Source organism: Brevibacillus sp. LEMMJ03 (assembly GCF_007197875.1).
Taxonomy (GTDB): domain Bacteria; phylum Bacillota; class Bacilli; order Brevibacillales; family Brevibacillaceae; genus Brevibacillus; species Brevibacillus thermoruber.
Genome location: NZ_VKJN01000010.1, coordinates 85,542 through 111,100 on the forward strand (window position 1 = coordinate 85,542; position 25,559 = coordinate 111,100).

Annotated in this window: 29 protein-coding genes, 4 tRNA genes and 1 pseudogene; 5 read left to right on the forward strand and 29 right to left on the reverse strand. The window is 57.6% G+C overall.

Features of this window, described 5'->3' with window-relative positions; all coding sequences use genetic code 11:
• Positions 1 to 12: 12 nt before the first annotated feature.
• The gene (locus FOI68_RS14105) at positions 13 to 1,173 is read right to left on the reverse strand and encodes an iron-containing alcohol dehydrogenase (RefSeq protein ID WP_143863542.1); all 1,161 of its coding nucleotides are present in this window, start codon (positions 1,171 to 1,173) and stop codon (positions 13 to 15) included.
• Between the two features lie 398 nt (positions 1,174 to 1,571).
• Here FOI68_RS14105 and FOI68_RS14110 point away from each other — a divergent pair, with 398 nt between their 5' ends.
• Positions 1,572 to 2,018, forward strand: coding sequence for a hypothetical protein (locus tag FOI68_RS14110; RefSeq protein ID WP_143863543.1), 447 nt, complete (start codon positions 1,572 to 1,574; stop codon positions 2,016 to 2,018).
• 112 nt (positions 2,019 to 2,130) lie between these two features.
• Here the strand turns inward: FOI68_RS14110 and FOI68_RS14115 are convergent, their stop codons facing one another.
• The 4 genes from FOI68_RS14115 to FOI68_RS23990 form a co-directional block, all read right to left on the reverse strand.
• Complete coding sequence (locus FOI68_RS14115; protein WP_035297541.1) at positions 2,131 to 3,117, reverse strand: NADPH:quinone oxidoreductase family protein; 987 nt, start codon at positions 3,115 to 3,117, stop codon at positions 2,131 to 2,133.
• A 204-nt stretch (positions 3,118 to 3,321) separates the two neighbouring features.
• Positions 3,322 to 4,116 (reverse strand): DUF817 domain-containing protein, encoded by a 795-nt coding sequence (locus tag FOI68_RS14120; RefSeq protein WP_143863544.1) that lies wholly within the window; start codon positions 4,114 to 4,116, stop codon positions 3,322 to 3,324.
• The gene (locus FOI68_RS14125) at positions 4,113 to 4,400 is read right to left on the reverse strand and encodes a hypothetical protein (protein WP_143863545.1); all 288 of its coding nucleotides are present in this window, start codon (positions 4,398 to 4,400) and stop codon (positions 4,113 to 4,115) included. The genes FOI68_RS14120 and FOI68_RS14125 overlap by 4 nt, the downstream gene beginning before the upstream one ends.
• A gap of 623 nt (positions 4,401 to 5,023) precedes the next feature.
• Positions 5,024 to 5,146, reverse strand: a complete 123-nt coding sequence (locus FOI68_RS23990; RefSeq protein ID WP_255433485.1) for a hypothetical protein — start codon at positions 5,144 to 5,146, stop codon at positions 5,024 to 5,026.
• A 112-nt stretch (positions 5,147 to 5,258) separates the two neighbouring features.
• Between FOI68_RS23990 and FOI68_RS14130 the strand changes: the two genes are divergently transcribed.
• Both FOI68_RS14130 and FOI68_RS24260 read left to right on the forward strand, forming a co-directional pair.
• Positions 5,259 to 5,525: a hypothetical protein gene (locus tag FOI68_RS14130; RefSeq protein WP_143863546.1), complete on the forward strand. Its 267-nt coding sequence runs from the start codon at positions 5,259 to 5,261 to the stop codon at positions 5,523 to 5,525.
• Between the two features lie 184 nt (positions 5,526 to 5,709).
• Positions 5,710 to 5,895, forward strand: a complete 186-nt coding sequence (locus FOI68_RS24260; RefSeq protein ID WP_035289444.1) for a DUF6199 family natural product biosynthesis protein — start codon at positions 5,710 to 5,712, stop codon at positions 5,893 to 5,895.
• An 89-nt stretch (positions 5,896 to 5,984) separates the two neighbouring features.
• Here FOI68_RS24260 and FOI68_RS14135 read toward each other — a convergent pair.
• From FOI68_RS14135 to FOI68_RS14170, 8 genes are all read right to left on the reverse strand, one after another.
• Positions 5,985 to 6,058 (reverse strand) — tRNA-Gly (locus FOI68_RS14135).
• Positions 6,059 to 6,085: 27 nt separating this feature from the next.
• Positions 6,086 to 6,171, reverse strand: a tRNA-Leu gene (locus FOI68_RS14140).
• Positions 6,172 to 6,213: 42 nt separating this feature from the next.
• Positions 6,214 to 6,298 (reverse strand) — tRNA-Tyr (locus tag FOI68_RS14145).
• A gap of 13 nt (positions 6,299 to 6,311) precedes the next feature.
• Positions 6,312 to 6,387 (reverse strand) — tRNA-Thr (locus tag FOI68_RS14150).
• Positions 6,388 to 6,500: 113 nt separating this feature from the next.
• Positions 6,501 to 6,809, reverse strand: a complete 309-nt coding sequence (locus FOI68_RS14155; protein WP_029099146.1) for a hypothetical protein — start codon at positions 6,807 to 6,809, stop codon at positions 6,501 to 6,503.
• A gap of 286 nt (positions 6,810 to 7,095) precedes the next feature.
• Positions 7,096 to 7,662, reverse strand: a complete 567-nt coding sequence (locus FOI68_RS14160) for a thioredoxin family protein (protein ID WP_143863547.1) — start codon at positions 7,660 to 7,662, stop codon at positions 7,096 to 7,098.
• A 337-nt stretch (positions 7,663 to 7,999) separates the two neighbouring features.
• Positions 8,000 to 8,200, reverse strand: a complete 201-nt coding sequence (locus FOI68_RS14165; RefSeq protein ID WP_029099144.1) for a hypothetical protein — start codon at positions 8,198 to 8,200, stop codon at positions 8,000 to 8,002.
• Positions 8,201 to 8,472: 272 nt separating this feature from the next.
• Positions 8,473 to 8,766 carry an Mpo1-like protein gene (locus FOI68_RS14170; RefSeq protein WP_029099143.1) on the reverse strand — a complete coding sequence of 98 codons (294 nt, stop codon included), beginning with the start codon at positions 8,764 to 8,766 and terminating at the stop codon, positions 8,473 to 8,475.
• Positions 8,767 to 9,080: 314 nt separating this feature from the next.
• Between FOI68_RS14170 and FOI68_RS14175 the strand changes: the two genes are divergently transcribed.
• Positions 9,081 to 10,259 (forward strand): CapA family protein, encoded by a 1,179-nt coding sequence (locus FOI68_RS14175; RefSeq protein WP_143863548.1) that lies wholly within the window; start codon positions 9,081 to 9,083, stop codon positions 10,257 to 10,259.
• Between the two features lie 221 nt (positions 10,260 to 10,480).
• On the opposite strand, the gene FOI68_RS14180 is transcribed toward FOI68_RS14175, so the two are convergent.
• Both FOI68_RS14180 and FOI68_RS14185 read right to left on the reverse strand, forming a co-directional pair.
• Positions 10,481 to 11,329: a permease prefix domain 1-containing protein gene (locus tag FOI68_RS14180; protein WP_143863549.1), complete on the reverse strand. Its 849-nt coding sequence runs from the start codon at positions 11,327 to 11,329 to the stop codon at positions 10,481 to 10,483.
• A pseudogene (locus FOI68_RS14185) lies at positions 11,326 to 11,583 on the reverse strand (PadR family transcriptional regulator); the annotation flags it as partial. The gene FOI68_RS14180 and the pseudogene FOI68_RS14185, both read right to left, overlap by 4 nt.
• A gap of 130 nt (positions 11,584 to 11,713) precedes the next feature.
• On the opposite strand from FOI68_RS14185, the gene FOI68_RS14190 reads away from it, so the two are divergent.
• Positions 11,714 to 12,460, forward strand: coding sequence for a YwaF family protein (locus FOI68_RS14190; protein WP_143863550.1), 747 nt, complete (start codon positions 11,714 to 11,716; stop codon positions 12,458 to 12,460).
• 154 nt (positions 12,461 to 12,614) lie between these two features.
• On the opposite strand, the gene FOI68_RS14195 is transcribed toward FOI68_RS14190, so the two are convergent.
• The 14 genes from FOI68_RS14195 to FOI68_RS14260 all read right to left on the reverse strand — a co-directional run bounded on the left by FOI68_RS14195 (position 12,615) and on the right by FOI68_RS14260 (position 25,426).
• Positions 12,615 to 13,157, reverse strand: coding sequence for a TlpA family protein disulfide reductase (locus FOI68_RS14195; protein ID WP_143863551.1), 543 nt, complete (start codon positions 13,155 to 13,157; stop codon positions 12,615 to 12,617).
• A 13-nt stretch (positions 13,158 to 13,170) separates the two neighbouring features.
• Entirely contained in the window at positions 13,171 to 13,881 is a 711-nt protein-coding gene (locus FOI68_RS14200; RefSeq protein ID WP_029099137.1) for a cytochrome c biogenesis CcdA family protein, read from the reverse strand.
• A gap of 256 nt (positions 13,882 to 14,137) precedes the next feature.
• Positions 14,138 to 15,655, reverse strand: a complete 1,518-nt coding sequence (locus FOI68_RS14205; protein ID WP_255433486.1) for a two-component system sensor histidine kinase NtrB — start codon at positions 15,653 to 15,655, stop codon at positions 14,138 to 14,140.
• Positions 15,656 to 15,791: 136 nt separating this feature from the next.
• Complete coding sequence (locus FOI68_RS14210; RefSeq protein WP_143863552.1) at positions 15,792 to 17,555, reverse strand: aromatic amino acid hydroxylase; 1,764 nt, start codon at positions 17,553 to 17,555, stop codon at positions 15,792 to 15,794.
• A 218-nt stretch (positions 17,556 to 17,773) separates the two neighbouring features.
• Positions 17,774 to 18,064: an antibiotic biosynthesis monooxygenase family protein gene (locus FOI68_RS14215; RefSeq protein WP_143863553.1), complete on the reverse strand. Its 291-nt coding sequence runs from the start codon at positions 18,062 to 18,064 to the stop codon at positions 17,774 to 17,776.
• Positions 18,065 to 18,139: 75 nt separating this feature from the next.
• Positions 18,140 to 19,048, reverse strand: coding sequence for a hypothetical protein (locus FOI68_RS14220; RefSeq protein WP_029099133.1), 909 nt, complete (start codon positions 19,046 to 19,048; stop codon positions 18,140 to 18,142).
• Between the two features lie 62 nt (positions 19,049 to 19,110).
• The gene (thiE, locus tag FOI68_RS14225) at positions 19,111 to 19,791 is read right to left on the reverse strand and encodes a thiamine phosphate synthase (RefSeq protein ID WP_044898082.1); all 681 of its coding nucleotides are present in this window, start codon (positions 19,789 to 19,791) and stop codon (positions 19,111 to 19,113) included.
• Positions 19,788 to 20,420, reverse strand: a complete 633-nt coding sequence (gene thiE / locus FOI68_RS14230; protein ID WP_035297509.1) for a thiamine phosphate synthase — start codon at positions 20,418 to 20,420, stop codon at positions 19,788 to 19,790. The genes thiE (FOI68_RS14225) and thiE (FOI68_RS14230) overlap by 4 nt, the downstream gene beginning before the upstream one ends.
• Positions 20,401 to 20,763, reverse strand: coding sequence for a hypothetical protein (locus tag FOI68_RS14235; RefSeq protein WP_143863554.1), 363 nt, complete (start codon positions 20,761 to 20,763; stop codon positions 20,401 to 20,403). Before FOI68_RS14235 ends, thiE (FOI68_RS14230) begins: the two co-directional genes overlap by 20 nt.
• Before the next feature lie 353 nt (positions 20,764 to 21,116).
• A complete protein-coding gene (locus FOI68_RS14240; RefSeq protein ID WP_143863555.1) occupies positions 21,117 to 21,527 on the reverse strand; it encodes a DUF3054 domain-containing protein in 411 nt (136 codons plus the stop codon).
• 80 nt (positions 21,528 to 21,607) lie between these two features.
• Positions 21,608 to 22,198 carry a GNAT family N-acetyltransferase gene (locus tag FOI68_RS14245; protein ID WP_029099128.1) on the reverse strand — a complete coding sequence of 197 codons (591 nt, stop codon included), beginning with the start codon at positions 22,196 to 22,198 and terminating at the stop codon, positions 21,608 to 21,610.
• A gap of 132 nt (positions 22,199 to 22,330) precedes the next feature.
• Entirely contained in the window at positions 22,331 to 23,857 is a 1,527-nt protein-coding gene (locus tag FOI68_RS14250) for a tripartite tricarboxylate transporter permease (RefSeq protein WP_044898079.1), read from the reverse strand.
• Positions 23,858 to 23,869: 12 nt separating this feature from the next.
• Positions 23,870 to 24,328 carry a tripartite tricarboxylate transporter TctB family protein gene (locus tag FOI68_RS14255; protein ID WP_029099126.1) on the reverse strand — a complete coding sequence of 153 codons (459 nt, stop codon included), beginning with the start codon at positions 24,326 to 24,328 and terminating at the stop codon, positions 23,870 to 23,872.
• 63 nt (positions 24,329 to 24,391) lie between these two features.
• Positions 24,392 to 25,426, reverse strand: coding sequence for a tripartite tricarboxylate transporter substrate binding protein (locus FOI68_RS14260; RefSeq protein ID WP_044898078.1), 1,035 nt, complete (start codon positions 25,424 to 25,426; stop codon positions 24,392 to 24,394).
• Between the last annotated feature and the right edge of the window lie 133 nt (positions 25,427 to 25,559).

The window sequence follows — 25,559 nt, forward strand, 5'->3', positions numbered from 1 at the left end:
TTTCCGTCCTTCTTACGACCGATACGCCTCCTCCAGAATGCGCAGGTAATCATTCGCCGTAATCGTCCGCACATTGCTTGGCGTGGAGCCGTTTTGCACCGACAGCTCCACGATCCGCGGGAAGTCCTCTTTGCGGACACCCGGCAAGTCCTTCAGCTTTGGAATGCCCAGGCCGTGCGTAAAGGCCTCGATGCCGTCAATCAGCTTTTCGACGGCGAGCTCGTCCGCGTCGGCATCGGCGGCAAACCCCATGTAACGCGCCAGTCTGGCGTGCATCGGCTTGTTTTCCGCAGCGTTGAACCGAAGCACATGAGGCAAAAATACCGCATTCGCGACGCCGTGGGGCGTGTCGTATAGCCCGCCGAGCGCTTCCGCCAGACAGTGCACAGCCGCGACATCCGCCGAGCCAAAACAGAGCCCCGCCAGCAGACTGCCCTCCAGCATGGCGGCACGGGCCTCTTCGTTCCGACCATCGGCATAAGCAGCCGGCAGTGCGGAGACAATCGTCTGCATCGCGCGGGCGCCGAGGGCTTGCGAGATCGGATTGGTCACTTTGCAGGTATACCCCTCGATGGCGTGAACCAAGGCGTCGACGCCGGTGGCAGCGGTGACGGCGGGCGGAACGCTGAGCGTCAGGGCGGGATCAAGCACGGCGAGCGTTGGGCGCAAGGCAGCGTGTTTGAGCGTCATTTTCCGGTGGGTGGACGACTCGGTGATGACTGCGGAGCGGGTCACTTCCGATCCCGTCCCGGCTGTGGTGGGGACGCAAATGATCGGGGCAATGTTCGCGTAGGGAAGCCGTCCGTCCGCGTAATCGGCTGGCGCTCCGCCATTTGGTCCGCACAGCGCGATCGTTTTCCCCGTGTCCATGGCGCTTCCCCCGCCGATGGCCACAACCATGTCGGCGCCGCTGTCACGGAATTGTTCCGCTCCCGCCAAGCATTCCGTATCCCGCGGATTTTGGCTGAGCGACGCAAACAGCGACACGGCAAAGCCCGCTTCCTCCAAAGCTGTCTGGATCGGTTCGACCAGGCCCGCGCGGATCACGCCGGGGTCGCTGACCAGCAAAATGGACGAGCCGACCTGCAGGGAATGCAGCAGTTCCGGCAGGTGGAGAGCCCTGCCCATCCCCATTTCAATACGCGTGGAGCAATAGTAGTGAAAGGCATTCATCCGGTTTCCTCCCGATTTCTACAAGCTCGTGTCAGTACCATCATACAGGCTGGGAAAGAGGGTTTCCATAAAAAATTTGAAATATTCCACTTATTGAAGGGAACAAAAATGTGAAACGAACAGAAAACGCCATACGAAAACTCCTTTCCTTGGGAAAACACTCGTTCCCTATTCGTAACAAATGTTTGGAAACGTCTCGTTCTCTTGCTTCAGGCGTTCGAAAGGTTTTTCGCATGGACTTCTTTCTTCGCGGGGGATGAGGTTTCCGTAGATGCACCTTTTCCTTTCGTCAAGCGTATCCCTTCCATTTCTCTCCCGAACCGCCTCGTTGTTCACGTAACCAAATAGACGATCCGTTCGTCATACGGTATGAACTCCAGTTCCAAGGGGGGCTCGCGGTGATAAAAAATGGCTGGTATGTCATTACAGGTTCCTATTTTGTTACCCTATTCCTTACGTCATGGATGTACACCGCTATCACGAAGCTGCCGATTGACCGGTATCGAGACATTTCGGGACTGGTCTTAGGCTCTGTTATGGTGGTCATCCCGTATCTTGTTGGTGGTCTTTACGCAGGGATCTCTCATAAACGAGGAGCAGCAAGAGCAGCCGTGTGGATCAGTATGGTCCCCGCCATCTCGGAAAAGGTTCTGATTTTTCTGATTGGCACCTGCTTTGTCGTGGTGGAAGGGAACCGTGTCACGTGGGAAAATGTCATGATGTTCGTCAGCACCGAAGCCGTTCCCTATTTTACAAATGCGTACCTTTTGACATTCCCCTTGTCTGTTCTGGTAAGTGTTGCGGCAGCAGCGTGCATCCATGTCCGAACCGGATCGAAGGAATAAACGATGCTTCAAACGGAACGGATGTGTTGGCAAAAAAACCCGCCTCCGCGCAGGAGGCAGGTTTTCCTGACGAACTGCCCGACAGCGTTAGGTGTCAAGGCATGTGATTCGCTTACAAGCGAACAATGGTTCTTCCGCGCACGTCCCCTTTTAGGATGGCGGAGACGGCCAAGGGAATCTCATCCAGTGCGATTTCGTATCCGATGCTGTCCAACAGGTTCTCCGGCTTGAGATCCCCCGCCAATCGCTCCCACAGCTTCACACGGACGTCCATCGGGCAGTAGACCGAATCGATTCCCAGCAGATTGACGCCCCTCAGGATAAAGGGAAATACCGTACCGGCAAATTCCGATCCGCCTGCCAGTCCGCTGAGCGCGACAGATCCCCCGTATTTGATGGAGCTTACGACAGAGGCCAGGGTCTTTCCGCCAACCGGATCCACAGCAGCCGCCCACCGCTCTTTTTGCAATGGACGGGTGTCGGTCAGCTCGTCACGACTGAGGATTTCCGCTGCCCCAATCTTATGTAAATACTCATGTTCAGACGCTTTTCCCGTGCTTGCTGCCACATGATAGCCGTTCTTGGCCAGCATCGCCACTGCTGTGCTGCCAACCCCGCCAGTCGCACCCGTTACAAGAACAGGTCCCCGATCCGGATTCACCCCGTGTTCTTCCAACCGTTGGATGGACAGTCCCGCCGTAAAGCCCGCCGTACCGAGTGCCATCGCTTCTTTCAAGGTCAGCCCCTGCGGCAGTTTCACAACCCAGTCGGCCGGCACGCGGGCGTATTCACTGAATCCGCCAAAATGGGACACCCCCAGTTCGTAACCCGTGACAATCACGTCGTCCCCTTCGCGGAAACGGGGATCGCGCGATGCCGCAACCGTGCCGGCCAAATCGATGCCCGGAACAAACGGGTATGATTTGACGATCCGGCCATTCGGAGTGCACGCAAGACCGTCTTTATAGTTGACGCTTGAATACGCGACCCGAATGGTGACGTCACCGTGCGGCAAATCGTCGAAGGTCAATTCTTTTACGTTCAAGGATAATGAATCTTCCGTCTTTTCAACCACCAATGCACGAAAATGAGTCGTCAATGGTCTCACCCCGCCAGAACATATCGTCTACGATGGTCTTATTCTACCAAACGAAACAGTTCCCTTCATGAAATGAAATGTGGACGGAAAGGCGTGCGCATTGCAGCATGTCTGGTTCGGCAACACATTTGTGCCGACAGCACCGGTTGCGCACGCCTTGATCATCGTCCATTTCGTTACCGGCTGGAGGTTTTACCGGGGAGTCTACACCGGCTTGTCCTGAGAGGAGTGCTGCACGAGCTGCTGCTTGACGTACTTTAGTTCAGCCACGATGATAAAGCTGACGATCACAAGCAAAAACCAGGAGCTGATCTTGCTCAGGTGCACCAGCTCCCATCCTTCCCGCTGATGCGGATAACGCCAGGCACCGAAAAACGTCGCGATGTTTTCGGCAATCCAGATAAAAAAGCCGATCAAGACAAACGACAGGGGCAGCGGCATCCACAGGCGTTCTTCGGCCACGCGAAAGGTGACGCGGGTACGCCAGAACACCACGAAGATGGCGGCGGTCAGCACCCAGCGCATGTCCCAAACATAATGATGGGTAAAAAAGTTTAGATAGATGGCAGCCCCGAGCGTCACGACGAACAAATGATGCGGCCAGCCCATGATATCGACCTCCAGACGGCGCCACGCCTGGCACAGATAGCTGGCCACGCTTGCGTACATAAAACCGCTGTAGAGAGGCACGCCAAATATCTTCGTGTAGGCCTCTTCCGGATACGACCAGGACCCCATGTGCACCTTGAACATCTCCAGTATCAGGCCGATCAAGTGAAACACGGTAATGACCTTGAGCTCGTCCTTTGTTTCCAACCCGCTTTTCACCATCAGCACCTGAAATGCCAGGCAAAGCAGGAGCAGCAGGTCGTATCGGGGAAGACCCGGTATGGCGACGAGCTTGGACAATGCCAGGGCAGCAAAAATGAAAACCGGAAAGAGGCAGGACATCGCCTCCTGATAGGTAAAGTGCAGAAGAAGCCGAACAAACCGTCTCATGTGATAACCTCACCCGCAGATGTGTGTGCTGCTGCCGGAAGGTCATCGGGGTACCCGACTCTCCCACATCCGGCGTACAGTCGGGCATCGGGGGAACCGGCGTGTACGTTTGTTTCATTGGACAGATCCCGTTGCAAAGGAAGATCCTGCGCCTTGGGGATTTGCTCCTTGCAATTCTGTTCCACCCCGTGAACAGCATGATTGACGGCGAAACGGCTTTCGCTAACCGGCAGGTCGTCTGGCAAGTATTCATGCAACCATTGCGGCGATTCGAGTGCTTGCATCCTTTTTCCTCTTTTCTGTTTTCTTCCTCATAGCAGATGGTTTCTATTTTTCCAAGTTGATTTTACCATGGTTTCGCCGTGTGGTACCAGTGGCGCGAACGTTCTTTCCCGACTTTCCCATATTTCCCGTGTCCCCCAGGATCATGGCCGGCTCATTTCTTGCCGGAACCGTGATTGTCATTGGATATGATGCTGCCGATCTGAGCCAGCTCACACCGCAGGCAGGAAATAAACGTCCCCGGAATGAATGGTGAAACCTTGTGAACCATGGTATCTTCAAACACGAGGTGATGATTGTGGATGATTCGTATGATGACCTGAGACGTGATGTGCAGATCGGCCATGAGATCGAGTTTGTGTACAAGAGCCGTAGATTTTCCATTACGCAGGCTCAAACGGGTTGGGTTTTGTCCGAATTCCAGGGATCATATCAAACGTTCACCACGTATAACGAGCTGCTTGAACATGGGAGGATTGACGGCCATTGCCTTGCAGACATTTGGAGCAGCGTCGTTGTCGAAACAATCTTCTGATGGCCTCAGGTACTGTTGTGGGAAATCAGCCCGCGTTCTTGATGGTCCAGTGAAATGCATCCGGTTCGTCCTCCCGCTTGGCTCAACGCTTCATGATTGCGATGGCACACCGCCTTTTTGCACCTTCTTGGTCTGTTGAGAAATCGGGATATGGACGGCTTTGATCCGCTTCTCCTGACTGTCCGAATCGTACGTTCCGACTTTCATCCCCATTCTCGTACCTCCATCCATCCTATCGTGTGTTGTGTTACGTAACTTGATCATTTACACTATCTTTTACATGCACTACCAATTTTTTAATACGCAGGTGGAGAGAGGTTTCAACATGAATAAACATAAGACAAAACAACCCATATGGGCTTGGATCGTGATTGTTTTAACAGGGGGATGCCTGATTCTACTTGGTTCTTCAGCGTGGGCGCTTTTTGCCATTCCGCTGCTAATGGCAGGTTTTTCTACTGATTCGCCAAGTACTCCAAAATACGTGCCAATCCTGATATTGATTATCGGTTACGGCATATTGATCGGCTGGGTCCTGCTTTTCTATACTGCAATTCGTTCTGTTATACGAGCGTTTAAAAAGAAAGCATAACGCAATCATGTTCTTCCTTCCAGTAATGGAGCAGATTTAGAAAGGAATGCCGGACTATACTGGTTAGTCCGGCTCTTTGCATTCCTCTGTGTATTTGGAAGTAGCAGAACCCGAAACCTATCGAAACGTTTTATGCCAAAAAACGTAACATGAAAGTAGTTATCATGATCCAAAGGAGGCCAACATGTTCCTTTTTGGTGTACTTCTCATTCTGCATGGCCTGTTGTCCATAATCTCACCGCAAATCTTGTGGTTTCTAACGGAAGGATGGACATTCAAAGATGCAGAGCCGTCAGATGCCGTCACCATATTTGGCAGAATCTTCGGGGTATTTACTCTTGTTGTTGGAATATACCTCGTCTCCCGTTGATTACACGTTGAGCATTGCGCCCGTTTATCCACCCTCGAAAGCCCCCCTAGAAAATAAGAAACAGCCTTGATTTCTCAAGGCTTTTCGTATGGAGCGGGTGATGGGAATCGAACCCACGCCGCCAGCTTGGGAAGCTGGAGTTCTACCATTGAACTACACCCGCATCGGCGAGAGGATTGGGCTGGGAAGATGGTGCCGGTGAAGGGACTTGAACCCCCACTCCATTGCTGGAAACGGATTTTGAGTCCGTCGCGTCTGCCATTCCGCCACACCGGCACGTCTGTATATTGTTATAGCAGATTGGTGAGAAATAGTCAATGGTGGGGAGAGACGGATTCGAACCGCCGAACCCAGAGGGAGCAGATTTACAGTCTGCCGCGTTTAGCCACTTCGCTATCTCCCCGTATGAATGCCCGTGGTGCCGGCGATAGGAATCGAACCCACAACCCCCTGATTACAAGTCAGGTGCTCTACCAATTGAGCTACACCGGCAGGTAAGCGTCCTCTCCCATTTCCCATTTTTATCCTCAGTGAAAAAGGAGGAGACGCTTTTAAATCTATCATATTAAACTATCGCATGTCAATAGAAAATTTCCGAGAAAATTTCACTTCCCCTGTTCTTCGAGAATGCGTCCCGCCCACTCGTGAAAAACCGGCAGCGCCTGCTCCACGTCGGGGAACACCTGCTCTGCTTCGCAGACGAAGTCGGGAAAATCGGTGATGCGGTTCTTGCGGATGCGGACGCCGTCCGATTCGCACTTGATCTCCAGAAAGTGCGGGACCGGCTCGTCCACGCCCCATTGATTCTCCACGAACTCATAGGTACGCACCCATTCCAGAATGCGAATTTCCCCTGGTTTCAGGCGGAGCACTTGTTCCAGGGACATAATCGTCTCATTTCCGTAGTAATGCATGATCGTCATCCCTTCTGCTGCACCTCCGGTCGTGTTTCGCGTTTCGCGCCTGTGCCCTTTCATTTCCGCAAAGAAAGACGGGATCGCCGCGTCTCCCGTCCCGTTTTGCTCTTCCGTCGCAAGAACCCCTCTGTCGCTCTATTGTCCCCAGATGAACGACCGGGGCTTGGGGGAAGTTGTTCTTTGCTGCATCGGGCAGCCGGCACGCAAATCAGATACGTTCCGATACCGGACTTGCAAGAGAAAGAGAACCTCCCCACGTTGCGGCCGGAAGCCCATCTTTCACCTAGATCGAGGAAAGCAGTTCTTTCAGTTCTTTGACAATCACCGCCTGGTACCCCGTTCCCTCGCCGTACTTCTCCAGCATCTCTGCGCGGGCAGCCTTGATCTTTTCCTCGTAATCCGGCGCGCTGCGGTCCGGATTTTGCTGTTTGAAGGCAACCATTACGGCTTGGACGTGCTGCGGGCGCGGTCCCCATTTCCCCAGCACATGGCCGCCCGTGTCGGCAAAGATGGCGATGGGAATCGCTCTGCCGCCCATGGTGAGAAACTGGTCCATCAGATCGAGATGTTCTTCCATCACCAGTACTTCCACAGGCATTTCCGTCTCTTCCAACGCGCGGAACAAGACGGGCACATTGCGCACGACGTCTCCGCACCAATCGGCGGCCAAAATCAGACAGCGCAGGTCGTCACGGTGGCGCAGCGAGGCGAAAAACTGCCGCTCCTCTTCACTCGGCCAGGAAAATGCCTGATACCACCCCGCAAAGGCTTCCTTGTTTTTGCTCATGGTGTCCATGAACGCCTGGGGCTTCAATCCGTTTCCAAACTTGTGGGCCACATTGACCGACATGGGTTCCCCTCCTCGATTTCCACTGTACCATTCTAGCTTTCCACGCGGCCGAACGAAAATCCTCTTTCTCCCCGCACGCAGCGAAGATCCCCGCGGCTTTTGCGGCCAGGAAAGCTCTCATCTCCCCAAAACAAGTCCTGCCCCGGCCTGCAGAGCCAGCGCAGGGACCATCGCTCTCCGTCTGCAACTGTTCGCCCCCGATTGCATCGGCCTTTCGCCTGCGCGGATGGCGGCACCGGCACCAGGGCTCGTCCCGTGCGAGGTTTTCCTGCCGTCGCCTTCATTCCAGACCATCCCCCAAAAAAACAAACAGCGCGGGCTAGCGCTGTCGTTTCCATCAAGACCGGGGAGCCGTAAGAATGCAGGGCACACCGCAGCCGATCGCCCCCGGGCGCGACATCTTGTCGACGTACGCCATGCCTCGAGCGCACGGCTGCTTGCACACTTTACAGGTCTCGGACGTGACGATTTTCAGATTCAACTGGTTGGGATGCTGCCGGGATTCCCGATTCGTCTTTGCCTTTTTCGGTTTTGCCATCCGTTCTCCCCCCTCCACCCCTGGATCGGTTTATTGTATGAAGGAGAACAACCCTGTTCTTTAGGCAAGGACACAAAACGGAGAGACCCGCCGGAAATTGGGCCGGGAGCGGAAAAGATGCGCCCGGTTTCGGTTCGCCCGGAGCGGAATAGATGCGGCACGGTTTTGGTTCGCCCGGTGTCTCGCCATGACGGTGTCGGCACAAAACAGCCGGCGCGCAGCAAGCGCCTCCGGCCGTTCGTCATGGCCCCGGTCCGCTGTGGATTACCTCCTCACCGGTACGGCTGGCCGGTGAGAAACCCCCACAGCCGCTTCAGTATCCACCACGGTCCGATCAGCAGAAAGACGGGATTTTTCAGAAAGGAGGGAGGATTCCCCTCAACGTAGTGGCCGACAAATTGGAAGATCCACCCGACGATGAACAGGCCGAGCGCCCACTTCCAGCTCCAGAAAAAGAGCGGCAGGGAAATGACGATCATGGGAATGCCGAACGCGTGGGTCAGCTTGTTGACGGGATGCTGGTGGTCGCGCTTGTACCGTTCCAAAAAGGACACCTTTTCCTCCATGTGAAAGACCTCCTTTTTTACAATATTCTAATACTTTGGAGTGCTGCCTTGGAAGCCGTTCACTGCCGTATTTTCGCTGCTTTCCCACGACGGATCGCCCATTCGTCTCCATCTGGGCCTCATGACCGGATGGACGATTCTTTGGTAACGGGAAAGACGGCCGGGTGGAACCATAGGGTCGCTCGTGAACGGAGGACTTGCGCATCATATTGGCCGTCATGGGCCGCTTTTCATTGGGGATCCCGGCAAAGGATGGTATAATGAGGAAGCGTGTGCTGTCAGAGAAAAACCGTGATGTTACAGGTGGGAGAGCGATGGATCGGACCAGAACGGAACGGGTCAAGGCCGAACAGAGGAAAAGACGGCGCAGACGCTTGTACATGATGCTCAACGGCGTCATGCTCGGCGTGCTGTTCCTTCTGTTCTTCGGGTTGTATCGGATGGAGAATCCGCAGAGGGAGACTCCCCAACAGAGCGGAAGCGGTCAATCGGAACAAGCCGGCGAGGCGCCGACAGGAGACAACAGCGGCGGCGAGCCGACCGTCACGCTCAGCTTTGCGGGAGACACCATGATGTCCGGCCGCGTGGAAACGAGGTTGAGGGAGAACGGCTTCGATTTTCCGTTTGTGCACGTAACATCGCTGTTTCAGCAGGATGATTTTACCGTCGCCAATTTGGAAACACCCGTGACCACGCGCGGTACGCCCGCTGCCAAGACCTTTGTGTACAAGTCGCCGCCGGAAGCGGTTCCGGCGATGAAAGCGGCCGGGATTGACCTGGTCAATCTGGCGAACAACCATTCCATGGACCAGGGCGTACAAGGCCTGCTTGACACGTTTCGCGTACTGGATGAAAACGGGATCGCCTATGTCGGTGCCGGCGCAGATGCAGCCCGCGCGTACGCTCCGGTGTTTGTCGAACGAAACGGCATCACCATCGCGTTCTTCGGCTTCAGCCGGGTTGTTCCGGAAGTCAGTTGGTACGCCGGCAAAAACAAGCCGGGGCTCGCCGTCTCGTACGACCCGACCCGCGCTGTGGAGGCGATTCGCACGGCACGACCCGAGGCCGACCTCGTCGTCGTGATCGCTCATTGGGGCAAGGAGAAAGTGGATGTCCCCGTCGATCACCAAAAGGAGCTGGCCCGCGCCTACATCGACGCCGGCGCCGATCTTGTCGTCGGCGGTCATCCGCACGTGCTGCAGGGGTTCGAATCGTACCGCGACAAGTGGATTGCGTACAGTTTGGGCAATTTCATTTTTACGCGTGCCGCGGAGCCGAAAACCTGGGAGACCATGGTGCTGCAGGCGACGTGCACGAAACAGGGAGCCTGCACCCTGAAGATGCTGCCGTACCACGCGGAGTTGGGACAGGCGGTGCCGATGAACGAGGCGGATGGCGCCCACCTGCTCAAGCGGATCGAATCCATCTCGACCCATGTCAGGATCGACCCGGACGGCAGCGTGCATGACGGGACTGCCCAGACGGCGCAATGAACACGCGGCAGGAAACCCCCCGCCCGCACGCAAACCTCTCCGGAACGCAAGCATCCCCGAATCGTGCAGCGGGTTTCCGGCATCCGCTCGGTCTTTCCCCACCGGACACAAGCCAAGGCGCGCGTTCGGGGCGGCCCCGTTTACGCCCCGCGCCGACGTATGGATCACAAAAAAGGAGCCGGGAATCCAGGCTCCTTTTCATGTACGTATCGAAGCACCTTTCATTCATGCAGGGGACGCCATCTCCATTCGTTTCTGGCTGCCCGTTTCCCCATCCACTCGTAAACCGAATACCCCAACACGTTACAGAAGGCAAAGACAAGGATCCACCCCATGTGCAACCGGCCATGATGATACGCATTGATCGATGCCCAAATCGTGAACAATGTCGCGTAAATCGCAGCACCTACGAAGAACACAAAGGGGATCACCGGAAAAATCCGCTTTGATTCCATATGCACGTACCAGTCGGCACCGCCTATATCATACCCCAGGTCCATCAGCATCCAATCAGGAGCCGATACCGATTTTTCGTACTGGTAGGCGGGTATCGCTTCATTTCGATGGTAGGAGTGGATGCCCGTTTCGGTTTCCCTTTTCACATCATCCATGTGATAGATTTGAACGTGGACAATCTGTTCTTTCTCATGTACCAAAGTTTTTATGTCCTGTTTCATGTCGTCGGAAATCGCTTCTTTCTTTCCTAACATTCCGACTATTTGTTCCGCGACAGCGAGGTTTTCCTTCCGATGTCCGTCGTCAACTGCCCATAACACTCCACATGCAATGGAAGTAAGGACAAAGATGGTGACTGCGATCGAAAGCACCCGTTTTGCAAATATTTTCTGTGTGGTAAACAATTGGCCAACTACAGCACGCATTTCTTTCTCCACGCCAAATCGGTCAATGGCAATCGCAATGGCTTCCTGCTCTGATTTTCCCTCTCGTTTTAATTCGTCAACGGCTTCCAACAAATGACTTTTCATTTCATCCTTTAATTCTTGTATTTCCTGTTCATTCCCCCCTACATGTTGATACACCGAATCGACAAATGCTTCAATTTGCTTCATTTGTTTTCTCCCCCTCCCAAAAACGAATCCATCATGGTTTTCACAAACTGCCACTCCGCACGTTTTTCTTCGAACGCCTCTTTCCCAAGCGACGTAAGGGTATAATATTTTCGTCTTCCGCCTGGACCTTGCTCGTCTCCCCAGTACGATTCAATCCATTTATGTTTTTCCAGCCGCTTCAACGACAGATACAGTGTTCCCTCCTTTATCTCGAATTGTCCGCCGCTTTTTTCCCGAACGCATTTCGCCTGTTCGGGAATCGTTACGGCTCCGGCACTCCGATTTGTCGAATGAATCGGAATGTTTTACAATCTGGTTAGCCGACACCATGAAAGGAACCCGACCGTCACATTGGCCAACCGGCACCTTCAGGGAGGATGCGCGATGACTTCACCTTTTCTTTCCTACACCATTACCGGGGAACCGTTTCGCCTGTTTTCCGTTCCCCATCTGGCCGCACTGGGACTCTTGTGCTGTGCCGCGCTGATCCTGTACCTTTCCCGAGCCAGGTGGAGGAAACGCGCGGCGAACCGCGTTCTCCGTTTGTCGCTCGCGGCCCTTCTCCTGGCGACGGAACTTTCCTTTCAGTGGTGGCACGTGCTGACCGGGAGCTGGTCGGCTGCCTATACCCTGCCGCTGCAGTTGTGCAGCGTGTCGCTGCTGCTGTCGGTGCTGATGCTCGTGAGAAAGAGTTACCGGCTGTACGAAATCACCTATTTCACGGGGCTGGGCGGAGCCGGGCAGGCGCTTCTTACTCCCGACCTGTTTTATCCCTTTCCCCATTTTCGCTTTTTCCACTTTTTTATCGCCCATGCGGCCATCATCCTGGCGTGTCTTCACATGACCTGGGTGGAACAGTATCGGCCCACCCACCGCTCCCTGTGGAAAGCGATGGGCTTTCTCAACCTGCTCCTGCCCGTCGTTGTGGTAGTCAACCATGTGACGGGAGGCAACTACATGTTTCTCTCCCAAAAACCGGCCAACCCCAGCCTGCTTGACTATTTGGGACCGTATCCGTGGTACATCCTCTCGCTTGAAGCGGTGGCTCTCGTGTTGTTTTACCTGCTTTACCTCCCGTTCCCCCTGGGCAGACGGGCAAAACCATCCGCCGCTGCCGGGCTGACCGACTGAACAAAAGCGCCGCGTACCGCCCCGACATGATACCGCCATCGGCTCCGCACGTATCACCAGGTTCAGCCTTTCAAATGGAAGGAGGAGCGGCTGTGAATGGCTGCTCCGGCAGGACCGGGTCGCCCAAAAGAAAAACCGCCGCGATGTGCAGCGGTCAGGGCTTCTCGGCCAGCAGTTTGCGTACTTCCTGCTCCAGAACGGACGCGTCGATCATGCCGATGATGGTTTTGCGGACGATTCCCTGCCGATCGATCAGATACGTGGTGGGAAACGCCTGAATCCGGTAGCGGTTGGCGACTTCGCCGGTCATGTCCATCGGCACGGGAAACGGCAGCTCGTACGTCTGCACAAAGGTTTTCGCGCTGTCCGCGCTGTCGTCACTGGTCACGTTGATGGCGTACAGATCCACCTGCTGTCCGAATTTCTGGTAGAACTTGCGCAGTTCCGGGGCTTCCATCCGGCACGGACCGCACCAGGAGGCCCAGAAATTCAGGATGAGCGGCTTGCTGCGCTTGCCGTTGAGCTGGTACGTCTGCTTGTCCATCCCGGTCAGGGTGAAATGGGGGGCTTCGTAACCCTCTACCGGCTTTTGTTCCGCTTTCGGTTCCGCCATGACCGTCGGGCTTTGTCCCGTTTGCGGCCAGACGACCAGTCCGACAGAGAGGGCTACAAACATTGCGAGCAGCAGTCTTTTCATCTCTTCACCTCGTTTAGAATCCGGTAAAGCCTCCGTACAGTTGAATCAGGACGCGGGTGATTTCCGTCAGCTTATCGGTATACAACAAGATGCCGAACAGGACCATGACTGCACCGCCCAGTTTCATCAGCCGGTCCGAGTACTTGACAATCGCTCCGACCTTGCTGATGAAAAACGTCATGAGGAAGAACGGGATGGCAAACCCCAGGGTGTAGGCCAGCGTGTAGGTCAGCGCACGGGTCGGATCGGTCACGCCCAGCACGATGATGCCGGAGAGGATCGGACCCACACACGGCGTCCACCCCGCCGCATAGGTGATGCCGACCAGTATGGACCCAGTATACCCCAACGGGCGGGATTTTAAATCAACCTTCCACGTCCGCATCATCCAGTCCATTTGGAACACACCGAGCAGGATCAGGCCGATCACCGCCAGGAGAATGCCGCCCAGTTGGCGGATCAGGTCTTTTTTCTCGGCGAACAGACTGCCCAGCCAGGACGTGGACAGTCCCAGCGCGACAAAGACGATGGAAAAACCGAGAATGAAAAACAGGGTATGCAGCAAAGCCTGCCGTTGAAAGACCGCCCTCCCCTTCTTCACCTCGTCCATGGTGATGCCGGTCACATAGGACAAAAACGAAGGGTAGAGCGGCAGACAGCACGGGGAAATGAAGGAAAGAAAACCCGCGCCAAAGGCCAGCAGTACGGAAAGATTTCCACTCATAAATACCTCCGAGGGCAGCGTTTTGTACTATTGTAACGGAAGCGGTCCTTGTCCCAAAAGTGGCTCGGACACTTTGCCTCAAAAACGTTGGAATTTTTATTTACATAACATACATTATGGTAACTTTTCTCGACCGATCGTTCCCATGCAAAAGAGACGAATGAAGCAGTCATCCGTCTTTTTCTCGTTGATATGTATCCGTCCCACCGCGGGTCAGTCAGGACGAGGTCTGTGCCTGCTTTCTCTGCCGCCCGTTTTACCGCACGGAAATCGGCAGCCGAACCTCAAACCGCGCCCCGCCCAACTGCGGCGAATTGTCCGCGAAGATCTCGCCGCCGTGATCGACGATGATCCGCTGCGTCGTGGACAGCCCCAGCCCCGTTCCATCCGGTTTGGTCGTGTAAAACGGCACGAACAGATTTTGCTTGACGCTGTCGGACAAGCCCATGCCGTCATCCTCCACGGTGATGACGACCTGATTGATCGACGCGTACGCCGACACCTGAACGACCGACCCTTTGGCAGCCAGTGCCTCCAGTGCATTTTTCAGGATATTCAAAATCGCCTGTTTAATTCGCGCGCGGTAGCCGTAGACATGCCACTGTTCGCCGGACCAGTTCAGTTCCAGCCGGATGCCCCGTCTGTTTGACTCCGGCTCCAGCAGGCGAATCACGCCCAGCACTTCCTCCATCACCAAAAACCGTTCGGCCACGATCTTGTCGTCCCGGTAGCGGGCCAGGACGAGCACGTCGTTCAGCAGCCCGTCGATCCGCTCGATCTCGGTCAGGATGACGGAAAAATACGATCGGTTTCCCTCCGTCTCCATCTGTTCCCGCAGCAGTTGAATAAAGCCTTTGATCGAGGTCAGCGGGTTGCGGATTTCATGAGCCATGCCGGCCGCCAGTTGACCCACGGCGGCGAGCGCTTCCCGCTTGGTCAGCTCCTCATCGTACCGCTTGCTCTCGGTAATGTTGCGCAGCACGGCGATGGCTCCCCACAGCTCCCCCTTGTGATAGATCGGGCTGGTGCTGACCGTTGTCCACTTGCCATTGTACTCCGCCACATAATGGCCGGACTGGCCGCGCTCCACCACCCACTGCAGAAAGCGCTCGCATTCCCGCGGGCGAAACGTCTCGTCGATCTGCTTGCCGATGATTTGCTCCCGCTCCACCTGGAGCAGGTCGGCCAGGGCGTAGTTGGCCTCCACGATCCGCAAGTCCTTGTCGATCATCAGCACGGCGATGTCCGTCGACTTCAAGACGAGCTGGACGAGTTCCTGTTCCGCCACTTCCGTAAACGGTTCACCGGCGGAGAGAGCGTTCTCGGGCCGGTGCTTGTCCTCGCGCTCGTTCATTTGACAGGTTTGTACCACTGCGTCCATCAGCTTGTCGACAAAACGAATCACGTCCATCTGCATGGAAGAAAATGTGGGCCATTCCGCGGGCGTTTGAATCAACTGCTCCGCATCCGCCTGCAACTGCTCCACGATCACGTCACGTCCCAGCCGGATCATTTCCAGGACGCTGGCGAGAGGCATGCCCTGCTTGACCCGATTCAACGCGAACTCCCGCATCTGCTGTTCCAGCATGAAACCGTTCCCCGTTTCCAGGAAATCCGCCAATCCCTTGATCAACTGTTCCAGAAGAGACAGGGTGTGCGGGTCGTCTGCCGTGAGCAGATCGGGGATTTGGTCGTGGTTCGACAAAAACGAATACGCTTTGGCCGCCAGATCAGGGGCCAGACTGGTTACGCGCATACAGACACGTTTTTTCACTTCCCACTGGCTCCTTCATGCTTGTTTCCATTTTGGATTTCGTCCTTCATTTTCTATTATCGCCAAAAGTTTGTCGCCATGTAAAGCGGCGTGATGATCGGCTCGGACGTTTCACGCCGCTTTTACCGCCGGAGAATCACTTTCCGATCAACAACAGTCCGTTATCGATCAACTGTGCCTGTTCCCCGTCTTTCTCACGCAGCGCTTCCAACGCGCGGCGAAGATGTGCCTGTTTGTCCGGGAGCAGGCAGCGTTCGTGGAGAATTTCCAGGATTTCCAGACGAATCAGCCAGTCGTCCGGAAACGCCTCGTCTGCTTCCCGCACCACCTCCGCCAGTACGCGCTGCGCCGTCTCAGCCGCGGGGGCCTGTTCGCGGATGTCGCGCACCCGTTGATACAACCGGTGCAGCCGTTTTTGCTCCGGACTGTACACGGGGCGTCTGGCGTTGACGGCTGAGGGCTTGTGCGTGCCGGTGGCAAACGCTTCGCGGTCTGCCGCTCCCGCAAAGACGGAGACGATTTTTTCGCCGACCGCCATATCGTACGTCCCCCACTCGGCCCGGAACAGCGTTTTTCCCCGGTAGGTGACGGTGCAGTTGTCAAATCCGATCAATACGATCTTTCCGTTTTCCCGTCGAATGTACGCCACCCTGCCGACCACCTGTACACCGGAGGCAAAGGTCAGTGTGGCTGTCCGGTCCGCAACGATCCCGTACACTTCAAGCTGCTCGTCGGTAAACGCCTCCAGCGGGGTGGGTTCTCCGGCAAGCAGGCCGATCGGAGAGCCGAAGCCTTCCGCGTGACAGGTCTTGCCGTGACCGGGAAGTTCCTTGCCGCCCACGGCCAGCGCAGTCGGTCCCGCCGTCTTCAGGTAGACCGCTTCGCCCCTGTCGTCAAATTCCAGCTCGCTCAGCACACCGCTCACCTGCAGACCGGAACTGTACACCGAGGTGGACGTCTGCGGCATTTTGCTCGCCTTGATCAGGCTCTCCGTGCCGCCGACGGACATGGCCATGGTTTTGGCAAATTCCTGCACGGCTTCGATCAGCTCGTCAAAATCCCTGCAGACGAACAACTGCGGCTGCGGTTTGGTGATGTCGTAATCCGTTTCGATGCACGCCTGGAGGGAAAAGGGAATTTTCCGCACGTCGTCTTTCAGGCAGCTCATGCTTTCCCCCACCGATGACAGCAGGCCGGCGCCGTAAATCTGCGGATTCTCCAGGTCGCCGATCAGCCCGTATTCCACCGTCCACCAGTAGAGGCGGGCAAGTTGGTTGGCCTCGGATACTTCCTGTACCGCCTGCGCTTTTTGCTCCAGTTCCAACTCCGCCGCCCGGATCTCCGCTTCGGTGGAATGGGGATCTTCCTTGACGATCGACAGCAGCCGGATCGCCTCGTACAATTCGTAATCCTCGCGGGAGGAAAGCGCGCGGGAGCCGATTTCACCGAAGCATTTGAGGTAAGAACGGTACTTTTCGTCTTTGATGATCGGCGCGTGTCCCGCCGCCTCGTGGATGATGTCGGGCGCCGGCGTGTACGCGATGTGCTCGTACTGGCGGATGTCGCAGGCGATGGGCAGGATGCCGTGCGCCTGGAAGTCAAAAAACGCCACGGCCGGAATAAAGCCGTTGATGGTGACGGCCCCCCAGCCGATTTGGGCCAGGCTTTCGTTCATCTCCCGGATGTTGGGGATGCGCTCCACGCTGATACCGGACGTACGCAGCCCGTCCACGTAAGCGGCGTGGGCCGTCTTGCTGAGAAAGCTGAGATTTTGCCGCATCACGTAACGCCAGACGGCATGGTCGACGGGCGTGTACCGCTCGTAATCCTGTTCCACAACAAACTCTCTGAGATGAACGGGCACCTGCACCAGAGAAAAATCGGATTCCACACGATTCATTCTCACTGCCTCCTCAACAGGGTATACATGAAAACGCTTTCTCCTCTCGCTCTATCATATCACGATCCGGACGAAAATTGTGCAAAAAATGTTTATTGTTCAACTTATCTGGATATACACCTGTTGAAAGGAGGAACCCACGCAAGGCACCCGCCTGCTGTTTTGGCTGACGAATGCCTTGTCCGCTGTTATGCTATTGCTGTCATGCTTTTGCCGCGCTACGAATGGGCTTTTACTTGATAGGTGCGCAGGTCGGAGCGCACCGGGCTGTTCGGGTTGCTGTTCGCATGCGCCCGCTTGAAGGCCTCGCTCTGGATCCAGTTGAGGAAGTCCTGCTCGCTTGTCCATTTGGTAAAGACGATGTACTCGTCTCCCTCTGTCGGCGCCAGGAAGAGAAACTCCAGGAAGCCGGGCACGTTTTTCATGCGTTCGCCGCTCTCGCTGAACGCCTTTTCCAAATGGGCCCGGTAATCGTCCGGGACTTTCAGTCGGTTCATCGATACGTACACGATCGTCACGTCCTTTGCCTGTTGTTTTCTTCCATTATACAGCAAAAGCGGGAAACGAAAAAACCGCAGACACGCTCAATCGCGTCTGCGGTTGATCTGCTGTTCCAGCATGATGTCCATCAGCAGCAAATCCTGCAGTGGGTCCTTGGGATCGGTCGTCAACAGCGCCGAGACTGCCGCCATGGCGCAGCGGACGGCATGATACGAGTAAAAGGCGTCCCGCTCCGCGTCGTTGGACAGCGACAGGTCGGACAAATCCTGAACCGGATAGGGAAAGTCGCTCTCCAGTCCGGCCCTGTCCAGCACGATCAAGGCCTGTTTGATGGCGATCAGCGCGGCGCTGACGCTGATCCCGTATTCCTGGCGCAGTTCGTCCCACACCTGAAACGCTGAGCGCTCCACCCGTTCCTGATTGGGCCGGATGATGATCCCCGTCTTTCGCCCTTCTTTCAGGAGCCAGTCGACAAAGATGTCATGGCGGGGCGGAAACGCATACACCTGCAGTTTCAGCTCCAGCTCCGTGGGAAAGTCTTTGGCGAACCGGGCGTGCGCCAGCGACATTTCGTAACGGCGGGACGGGTGGCCGGGAACCGTGACAAACACCGTCTCCTGACGGATGGCCGCGATCTGCAGTTTGGTCCGCGCCGGAATGCGCGCCTGAGGAGCCTTTTCCCGGCGGATGTTGCCCGGAATCAGTTCGGTGCCGAACTGATGGTACTCCAGCGGCGAATCAATCCAGGGGATCGGCTCACGGGACTGGATTTCGTAGAGTCCGTTGAAGGTGATCCATTCCCCCGGACGGCGCTGGCTGCGGATCAGCACGGCGTGCCGCTCATCCTCCGGGGCCGTCTCTCCCGTCAGGCCGTCAGCCGCGGGGGACAGCTTCCTGTGTTCGATCAACACGCAATCGGTCAACTGCAGCCTTTCCAAAAGCTCTCGCTTGCTGACCCATTCGTATCCGATGCGGTATATGCGATGTTTCATCTTCTCCACCTCCCTCGCCACTTCGGAGGGCACTGTTTTGTTCGTTACCGTACGTTATGCGGTCAGCTTGGCTGCCCGTTCGCCAAATCTTCCGCGATGCGCTTCAGTTCTCTGGCCGCTTCCGCGGGCGATGGGGCCCGGGTGATCGCGCTGATGACGGCGACGCCATCCGCTCCCGCCGCCAGCACGTCCCGCGCATTGTCCAGCGTGATGCCGCCGATGCCGACGATCGGCAGTCCGCTTCCGACCGCCTCCCGGATGGCCCGCAGTCCCGCGGGTCCAATCGGCTCCCCGGCGTCCGGTTTGGATGCGGTCGCGTACATCGCTCCGACCCCCAGGCAGTCGGCTCCGCCTGCCTGGGCAGCCAGTGCTTCCTCCACCGTCCCGGCAGATACGCCTATGTACATGTGCTCGCCGACCAGCTCCCGCACCTGGGCGAGCGGCATGTCGTCCTGCCCGACGTGGACGCCGTCCGCTTCCAGCCTCAAGGCCAATTCCACGTCGTCATTGACGACAAACAGCGCCCCGTACTGCCGGCACAGGGCCTTCATCTCCTGGCCCAGACGGAACCGCTCTTCGTCCGTCAGGCGGCTCCCCTTGTCCCGCAGCTGCAGCGTCCCGACGCCTCCGGCCAGCGCCTCCCGGACAATGGCCAGCGTGCGCTCGGCCGAATAGCCGCAATCCTGCGTGCCCACCACAAAATAGACCTGCATGCTTTTCCGCAAGTGTTCACGGTCTCTCATACCTGACTCTCCTTCCATCGATCCAGCGCCTCCCGGTACGCGCGCGCCGCCGCCGCCGGGTCGCTCGCCGCCGTAATGCCGGACAGCACGGCGACCCCCGCGCAGCCCGCCGCCAGCACCTGACCGGCGTTCTCCGGCGTGACCCCGCCGATGCCGATGACGGGAATCCTCACCTGTGCAGCGATCTCCCGCAGTTCGTCCGTTCCGCGCGGCGCCAAGCCGGGTTTGGACGTACTGGGAAAAACGTGACCGTACAAGAGGTAATCCGCTCCCTCCGCAGCCGCCTGCCGCGCTTCGTCCAGCGAATGAACCGACCTGCCGATCCGCTGCCCCGGCTTCAACACCCGGCGGGCTTCCGCCGGAGTCAAGCTGTGGTACGCGAGATGGGCCCCCCTGCACCCGGCCGCCGCCGCCACGTCCACCCGGTCGTTGACCAGAATCCGCTCTCGGGGCATGACCCGGGCCAGCGCTTCCACCCACTCCATGCACTCCCGGGCGGTCCGCTGCTTTTCGCGGATGTGCAGGCAGTCCATCCCGCCCAAAAAGGCGGCCTCCGCCACCCTCAGCACCTCATCGAGGGACTGCCTGCCGCTGGTGATGACGTGCAGTTCAGGATGCCGGGGTTCCATATGCCCCTGCCCCTTCTGTCAGCGCCGTCAAGCACTCCCGCAGCCAGCCCGCCGTTTTGTCCTCCTGGCCCTCCGGCACGCGGGCCAGCATCTCTCCAACCAGCCGACGGAGCAAAAACGATTGCGGCAGCGTCAGCGGAAACGTGACCGTTTTCGGCTTCGTCTCTCGCCCCTCCAGCTTCTGCACCCCGGCCAACAGGATATCGGCAATGGATTCCACCAGATTTCGCATCGGTTCCTGCTGCTTCATATCGTCGTAGCAGCCGTCGAACAGCCGGCACAAAATCAAAAACGCCTGTGTCGACAGCGTCACCGGCTGTACGTCCTGCATCGGTTCGGTCACGGTCGCTCCCTCCACTTGTTGAGAAACTCCCATTATTATATCACTAGCCGATGCGGCTCCGCCAAGTCCGCAAATCGCATTCGACACCCGGCTGCGGGTCGTACAGGAGTGAAGTGGGAAAGAGTAAAGACATCCGCGCAAGGAAAAACCGCCGGATTCACCGGCGGTTTCGTGTTTCTCCTACTTGTTCCGATCGTTGTGTTGGGACTGCCGCAGGTTGGTGTTCTGATCGTGCTCATCCAGCGTCTTCCCGCGATTCTTCCCGAGGTCCTTGCTGTTGTTGTTCTTGCCCATGCGCCCACCTCCCCTGGATTGTCGTCACTGGCTAGCGTCTCCAGAGGTCCGGGCTTTTATCAGCGCGGCGCGGTCCGGCGGCGAATCAGCGCGTGAACGATCCCAAAGGGGATGCGCCAGCCGAGGAGGAAAACGAGCATGATCCCATACGCGACCGCCGCGAACATCAGGGTGATGGGCGTGCCCAGCCACAGCGCGCGGATGATGAGGCCGATCGGCGCTGCCACCGTCCACGCCGCCACGGTGATCAGGATCAGTCTTCCCGGCCGCTCGTACGCGTTGGGGCGGTAGAGCCTCAGCAGCAGCGCGGCGGCCAGCCAGCCGAGCAAAAACGGAGCAGCCGTTTCCAGAATGCCCGGGGCGTCGGCTGGCAGCCCGTGGGCCCGTTTGCCGTAGTAGGTAAAGAGCAGAAAGGCGGCCAGATCGCCGGCAAACAGCGCGTATCCGGCCGGAGCGTGTATCCGTTTCATGGTAACCCTCATTCCCGTTGCAGTGTCGCACACGCTTATTGTACACACCTTTACGGGACGGCCACAATCGGGATGGCCCGTTATTCACCAAACAGCAACATTTGCAGGTTCTTCTTCACCGCCGGCCACTCCCTGTCGAGGATGCTGAAGTAGACGGAATCGCGGATGTACCCGTCTCGGACAATCATGTGATTGCGCAGCACGCCTTCGCGGACGCCGCCGATGCGCTGGATCGCCCGCTGCGAGTTGAGGTTGCGGGCGTCCGTCTTCAACTGGACGCGGATGCAGCCCAAGGTTTCAAAGCAGTGGCGCAGGAGCAGCCACTTGCACTCCGTATTGACCGGCGTCTTCCACACGGACGGCGTCAGCCAGGTAAAGCCGATCTCCAGCCCCCGGTCCTTGCGGGAGATGTTGAGAAAGCGGGTACTTCCGATCACGTTTTCGTCCCGGCGATCCACGATCGCAAACGGCAGCTCGGTTCCCGCCTCCTGCGCCAGCAGCGCCTGGTTCACAAATTGTTCCGCGTCGGCCGGCTGCCGGAACACAACCGACATGTACGTCCAAATCTGCTCGTATCGTCCCGCTTCCCACAAGCCGTCCACATGATGGCGGCCGAGCGGTTCCAGCCGCACCCGCTCCCCTTCCAGCGTGACAGGATCAATCTCCAGCATGACTGCAGCACTCCTCCTTCAACTGTTCTGCTCGCTGCAGCAAACAGAACAGATCTGCGGAATTTTTCCAAGGATAGAGTGCCGGGAGCCGCCTGTCAAGCTGTTTTTTCCAACAGGGGGAAACGGCGCGGGTTACGCTTCTTCGTTGACGACTACCTGACGGCCGCGCAGCTTCAGCAGCATCGGCACGACCAGCCACAACAGCGCGCAGGCGAGAAAGACGGCGGAAAGCGGCTTTTGCAGGAAAATCAGATAGTCGCCGTTGGATGTCGTGAGGGCGCGCCGCATGTTGTTTTCGATCATCGGCCCCAGCACCAGGCCCAGCACCAATGGCGCAAGCGGGAAATCGTTTTTCGCCAGTACGTACCCCGCCACCCCGCAGGCGATCAGCAGCATCAGGTCAAACGTGCTGACCTGCACCGCGTAGACGCCGAACACGGAAATCGCGATGATCAGCGGGATCAGGTACTGCGGGGGCGTCTCGATTATTTTGGCAAAGACTTTGACCAGCGGCATGTTGAGCACCAGCAGCATCACGTTGCCGATGAACATGCTGGCGATCAGCCCCCAGGCCACCTGCGGGTGATCGGAAAAGAGCAGCGGACCGGGCTGGACGTTGTACATCAGGAGCGCTCCCATGAGGATCGCCGTCGTCCCGGAGCCGGGAATCCCCAACGTCAACAGCGGAATCATCGCTCCGCCGGACGCCGCGTTGTTGGCCGACTCCGGAGCGGCCACGCCTTCGATCGCCCCTTTGCCGAACCGTTCCGGCTGTCTGCTCACCTTTTTCTCCACGATGTAGGAAAAAAACGACGCCAGCGTCGCGCCCGCGCCCGGCAGGATGCCGATGAAAAAGCCCAACAGGGACCCCCGCGCGATCGGAGCGGCACTCTGTTTCAAATCGGCTTTGGTCGGCAGGATGCGGTCCACCTTGATCATCTCGGCTTCCGTTCCGTCCGACTCGAGAATGGTCTTGAACACTTCGCCGAGCGCGAACAGCCCGACGGCAATCGTCAGGAATTCCAACCCCTGGTACAGGTCGGGGATGTCGTAGGTAAACCGCGCCACGCCGGACACGTTGTCGATCCCGATCGTCGCCAGCAACAGGCCGAAGACGGTCATGATCAGCGCCTTGGTCATCGACTTCCCGCCTAGGCCGCTGACGGCGCACAGCCCCAGAATCATCAGCGAAAAGTATTCGGCCGGGCCGAACGTGAGGGCCACTTCGGACAGCGGCTGCGCCAAAAACACCAGTGCCACCAGCGCCACCAGCCCGGCGACGAACGAGCCGATCGCCGCAATCGCCAGGGCCGCTCCCGCGCGTCCCTGCCTCGCCATCTGATAGCCGTCCAGCGTCGTGACGACGGAGGACGACTCGCCGGGCGTATTGAGCAGGATCGACGTGGTGGAACCGCCGTACATCGCGCCGTAGTAGACTCCCGCCAGGAGAATCAGCGCACTCGCCGCGGCCTGTTCGGGAGTGAGCCCGTTGGTCAGCGACGCGGTGACCGGCAGCAGCAGCGCCACCCCGCTCATCGGGCCGATGCCGGGCAGCACGCCGACCGCCGTCCCGATCAGCACACCGACAAAGGCGTAGACGAGATTGTGCCACTGCAGGGCGATGGTGAAGCCGTCCGCCAGATACTGCAAAGCCTCCATGCGTCTCCCTCCCTACAAGCCAAGCCAGGACGGAAATCCTGGCAGCGTCCCTTTCAAGATGTGCACGTAGACGGCGTAGACCCCGACGGAAAAGGCGAGCGCGACGGCGGCCGACTTCCACCAACTGGCGCTGCCCATCAGCCGGAACCCGGCCAGCAAAAAGAGAAACGTGCCGATGACGTATCCGATCTCTTCGAGGAACCAGGCGTACAAAACGGTGGCCAAAAGCATCAGCAAAAAGCGCTTGTGCCGGAGCGGAACGGCGGACGGGACTGCCCCCCGGTAGCGGAACGTCTCCCAAAACAGGCGAAGACCGAGCAGGATCAGAAGGATGCCCAGCCCCATCGGAAAGAGGTTGGGGCCCACTTCGCTGCCGTAGGCGCTGGTGGAAATGCTGCGGCTTTCCACGACAAACAGCGCCCCGATCAAGGCAAAGAGGATGCTGCTTGCGCGGTCAAATGTCTTGTTCATGGTTACCTCCTCGCGATGAATGACAAACGGAAGACCACAGGAAGGAGAGGGAGCCCCTCTCCCTTACTTCGACATGCCCAGAGAGGTTAGCAGCTCCTTGACCAATTTGTCCTGCGCTTCGAGGAAAGCGGTAAAGCTGGCGGAATCCCGGTATTCGCTCTCCCAGCCGTTGGCGGCCAGCTCTTTTTTCCAGGCTTCGCTCTCGGACAGCTCCTTCAATTTGGCATCCCAATAGGCCTTGGCGTCAGCCGGCATCTGGGCCGGGCCAAAGACGCCGCGCCAGATGTTAAATTCCGCGTCAATCCCCTGCTCTTTCAACGTCGGTACGTCCTTCAGATCACCGCCCAGCCGTTCCGGGGACGTGACGCCCAGCACGCGGATTTTGCCCGCTTTCAGGTACTCGCCCACGCTGGATGCGTCTGTCGCGATCATGTCCGCGTTGCCGCCGAGCAGCGCCGCCATCGCTTCGCCGCCGCCGTCGTAGGAGACGTATTTGACCGCTTTCGGATCGATGCCGTATTTGGCTGCCGGCAAAACGGCGATCAGGTGGTCCATCGAGCCGGGTGCCGAGCCGCCCGCCACCGTGACGGCGGACGGGTTTTCCTTGATGGCCGCAAGCAAGCTCTTTACGTCCTGATACGGCGAGTCCGCCTTGACCACGAGAGCTCCGTAGTCCTTGGTCAGCTGCGCCAGCGGTGTGACGTCGCGGAAGCCGAACGGACTGTTGCCCTCTTTTTTGTTGTGGTTGATCAAGATCGGCGGCGAGCTGACAAACAGCTTGTATGCGTTTCCTTTTTCCTTGCTGACGTATTCGGCGAGGAACACCACACCCCCGCCGCCCGGCTTGTTTTCCACCGTGATCGCCTGGCTGACCAGCCTGCTCTCGCCCAGCACCTTGGCGACGGAGCGGGCGGTCTTGTCCCAGCCCCCTCCCGCGCCGGACGGAGCGACGACGATGATCGGCTTGTCCGGATAGCCGGAACCGGCCGAGCTCCCCTGCCCGGAGGCGGAGCTTCCTGTGCCGTTCCCCCCGCCGCACGCGGCGAGCGCCAGGCTCATCACCACGGACAGCGCGATCAGACCCATTCGTTTTTTCATACCGCAGCCCCCTTGTCTAACGTTTTTTGTAAGCGCATTCAACCTGAGATAAACGTAGCACGCCGGGGGGGAGGCTGAACAGTTTTTGTTCATAAGAAAGATTTTGAATATTGCGTCCATATTGTTCATAATG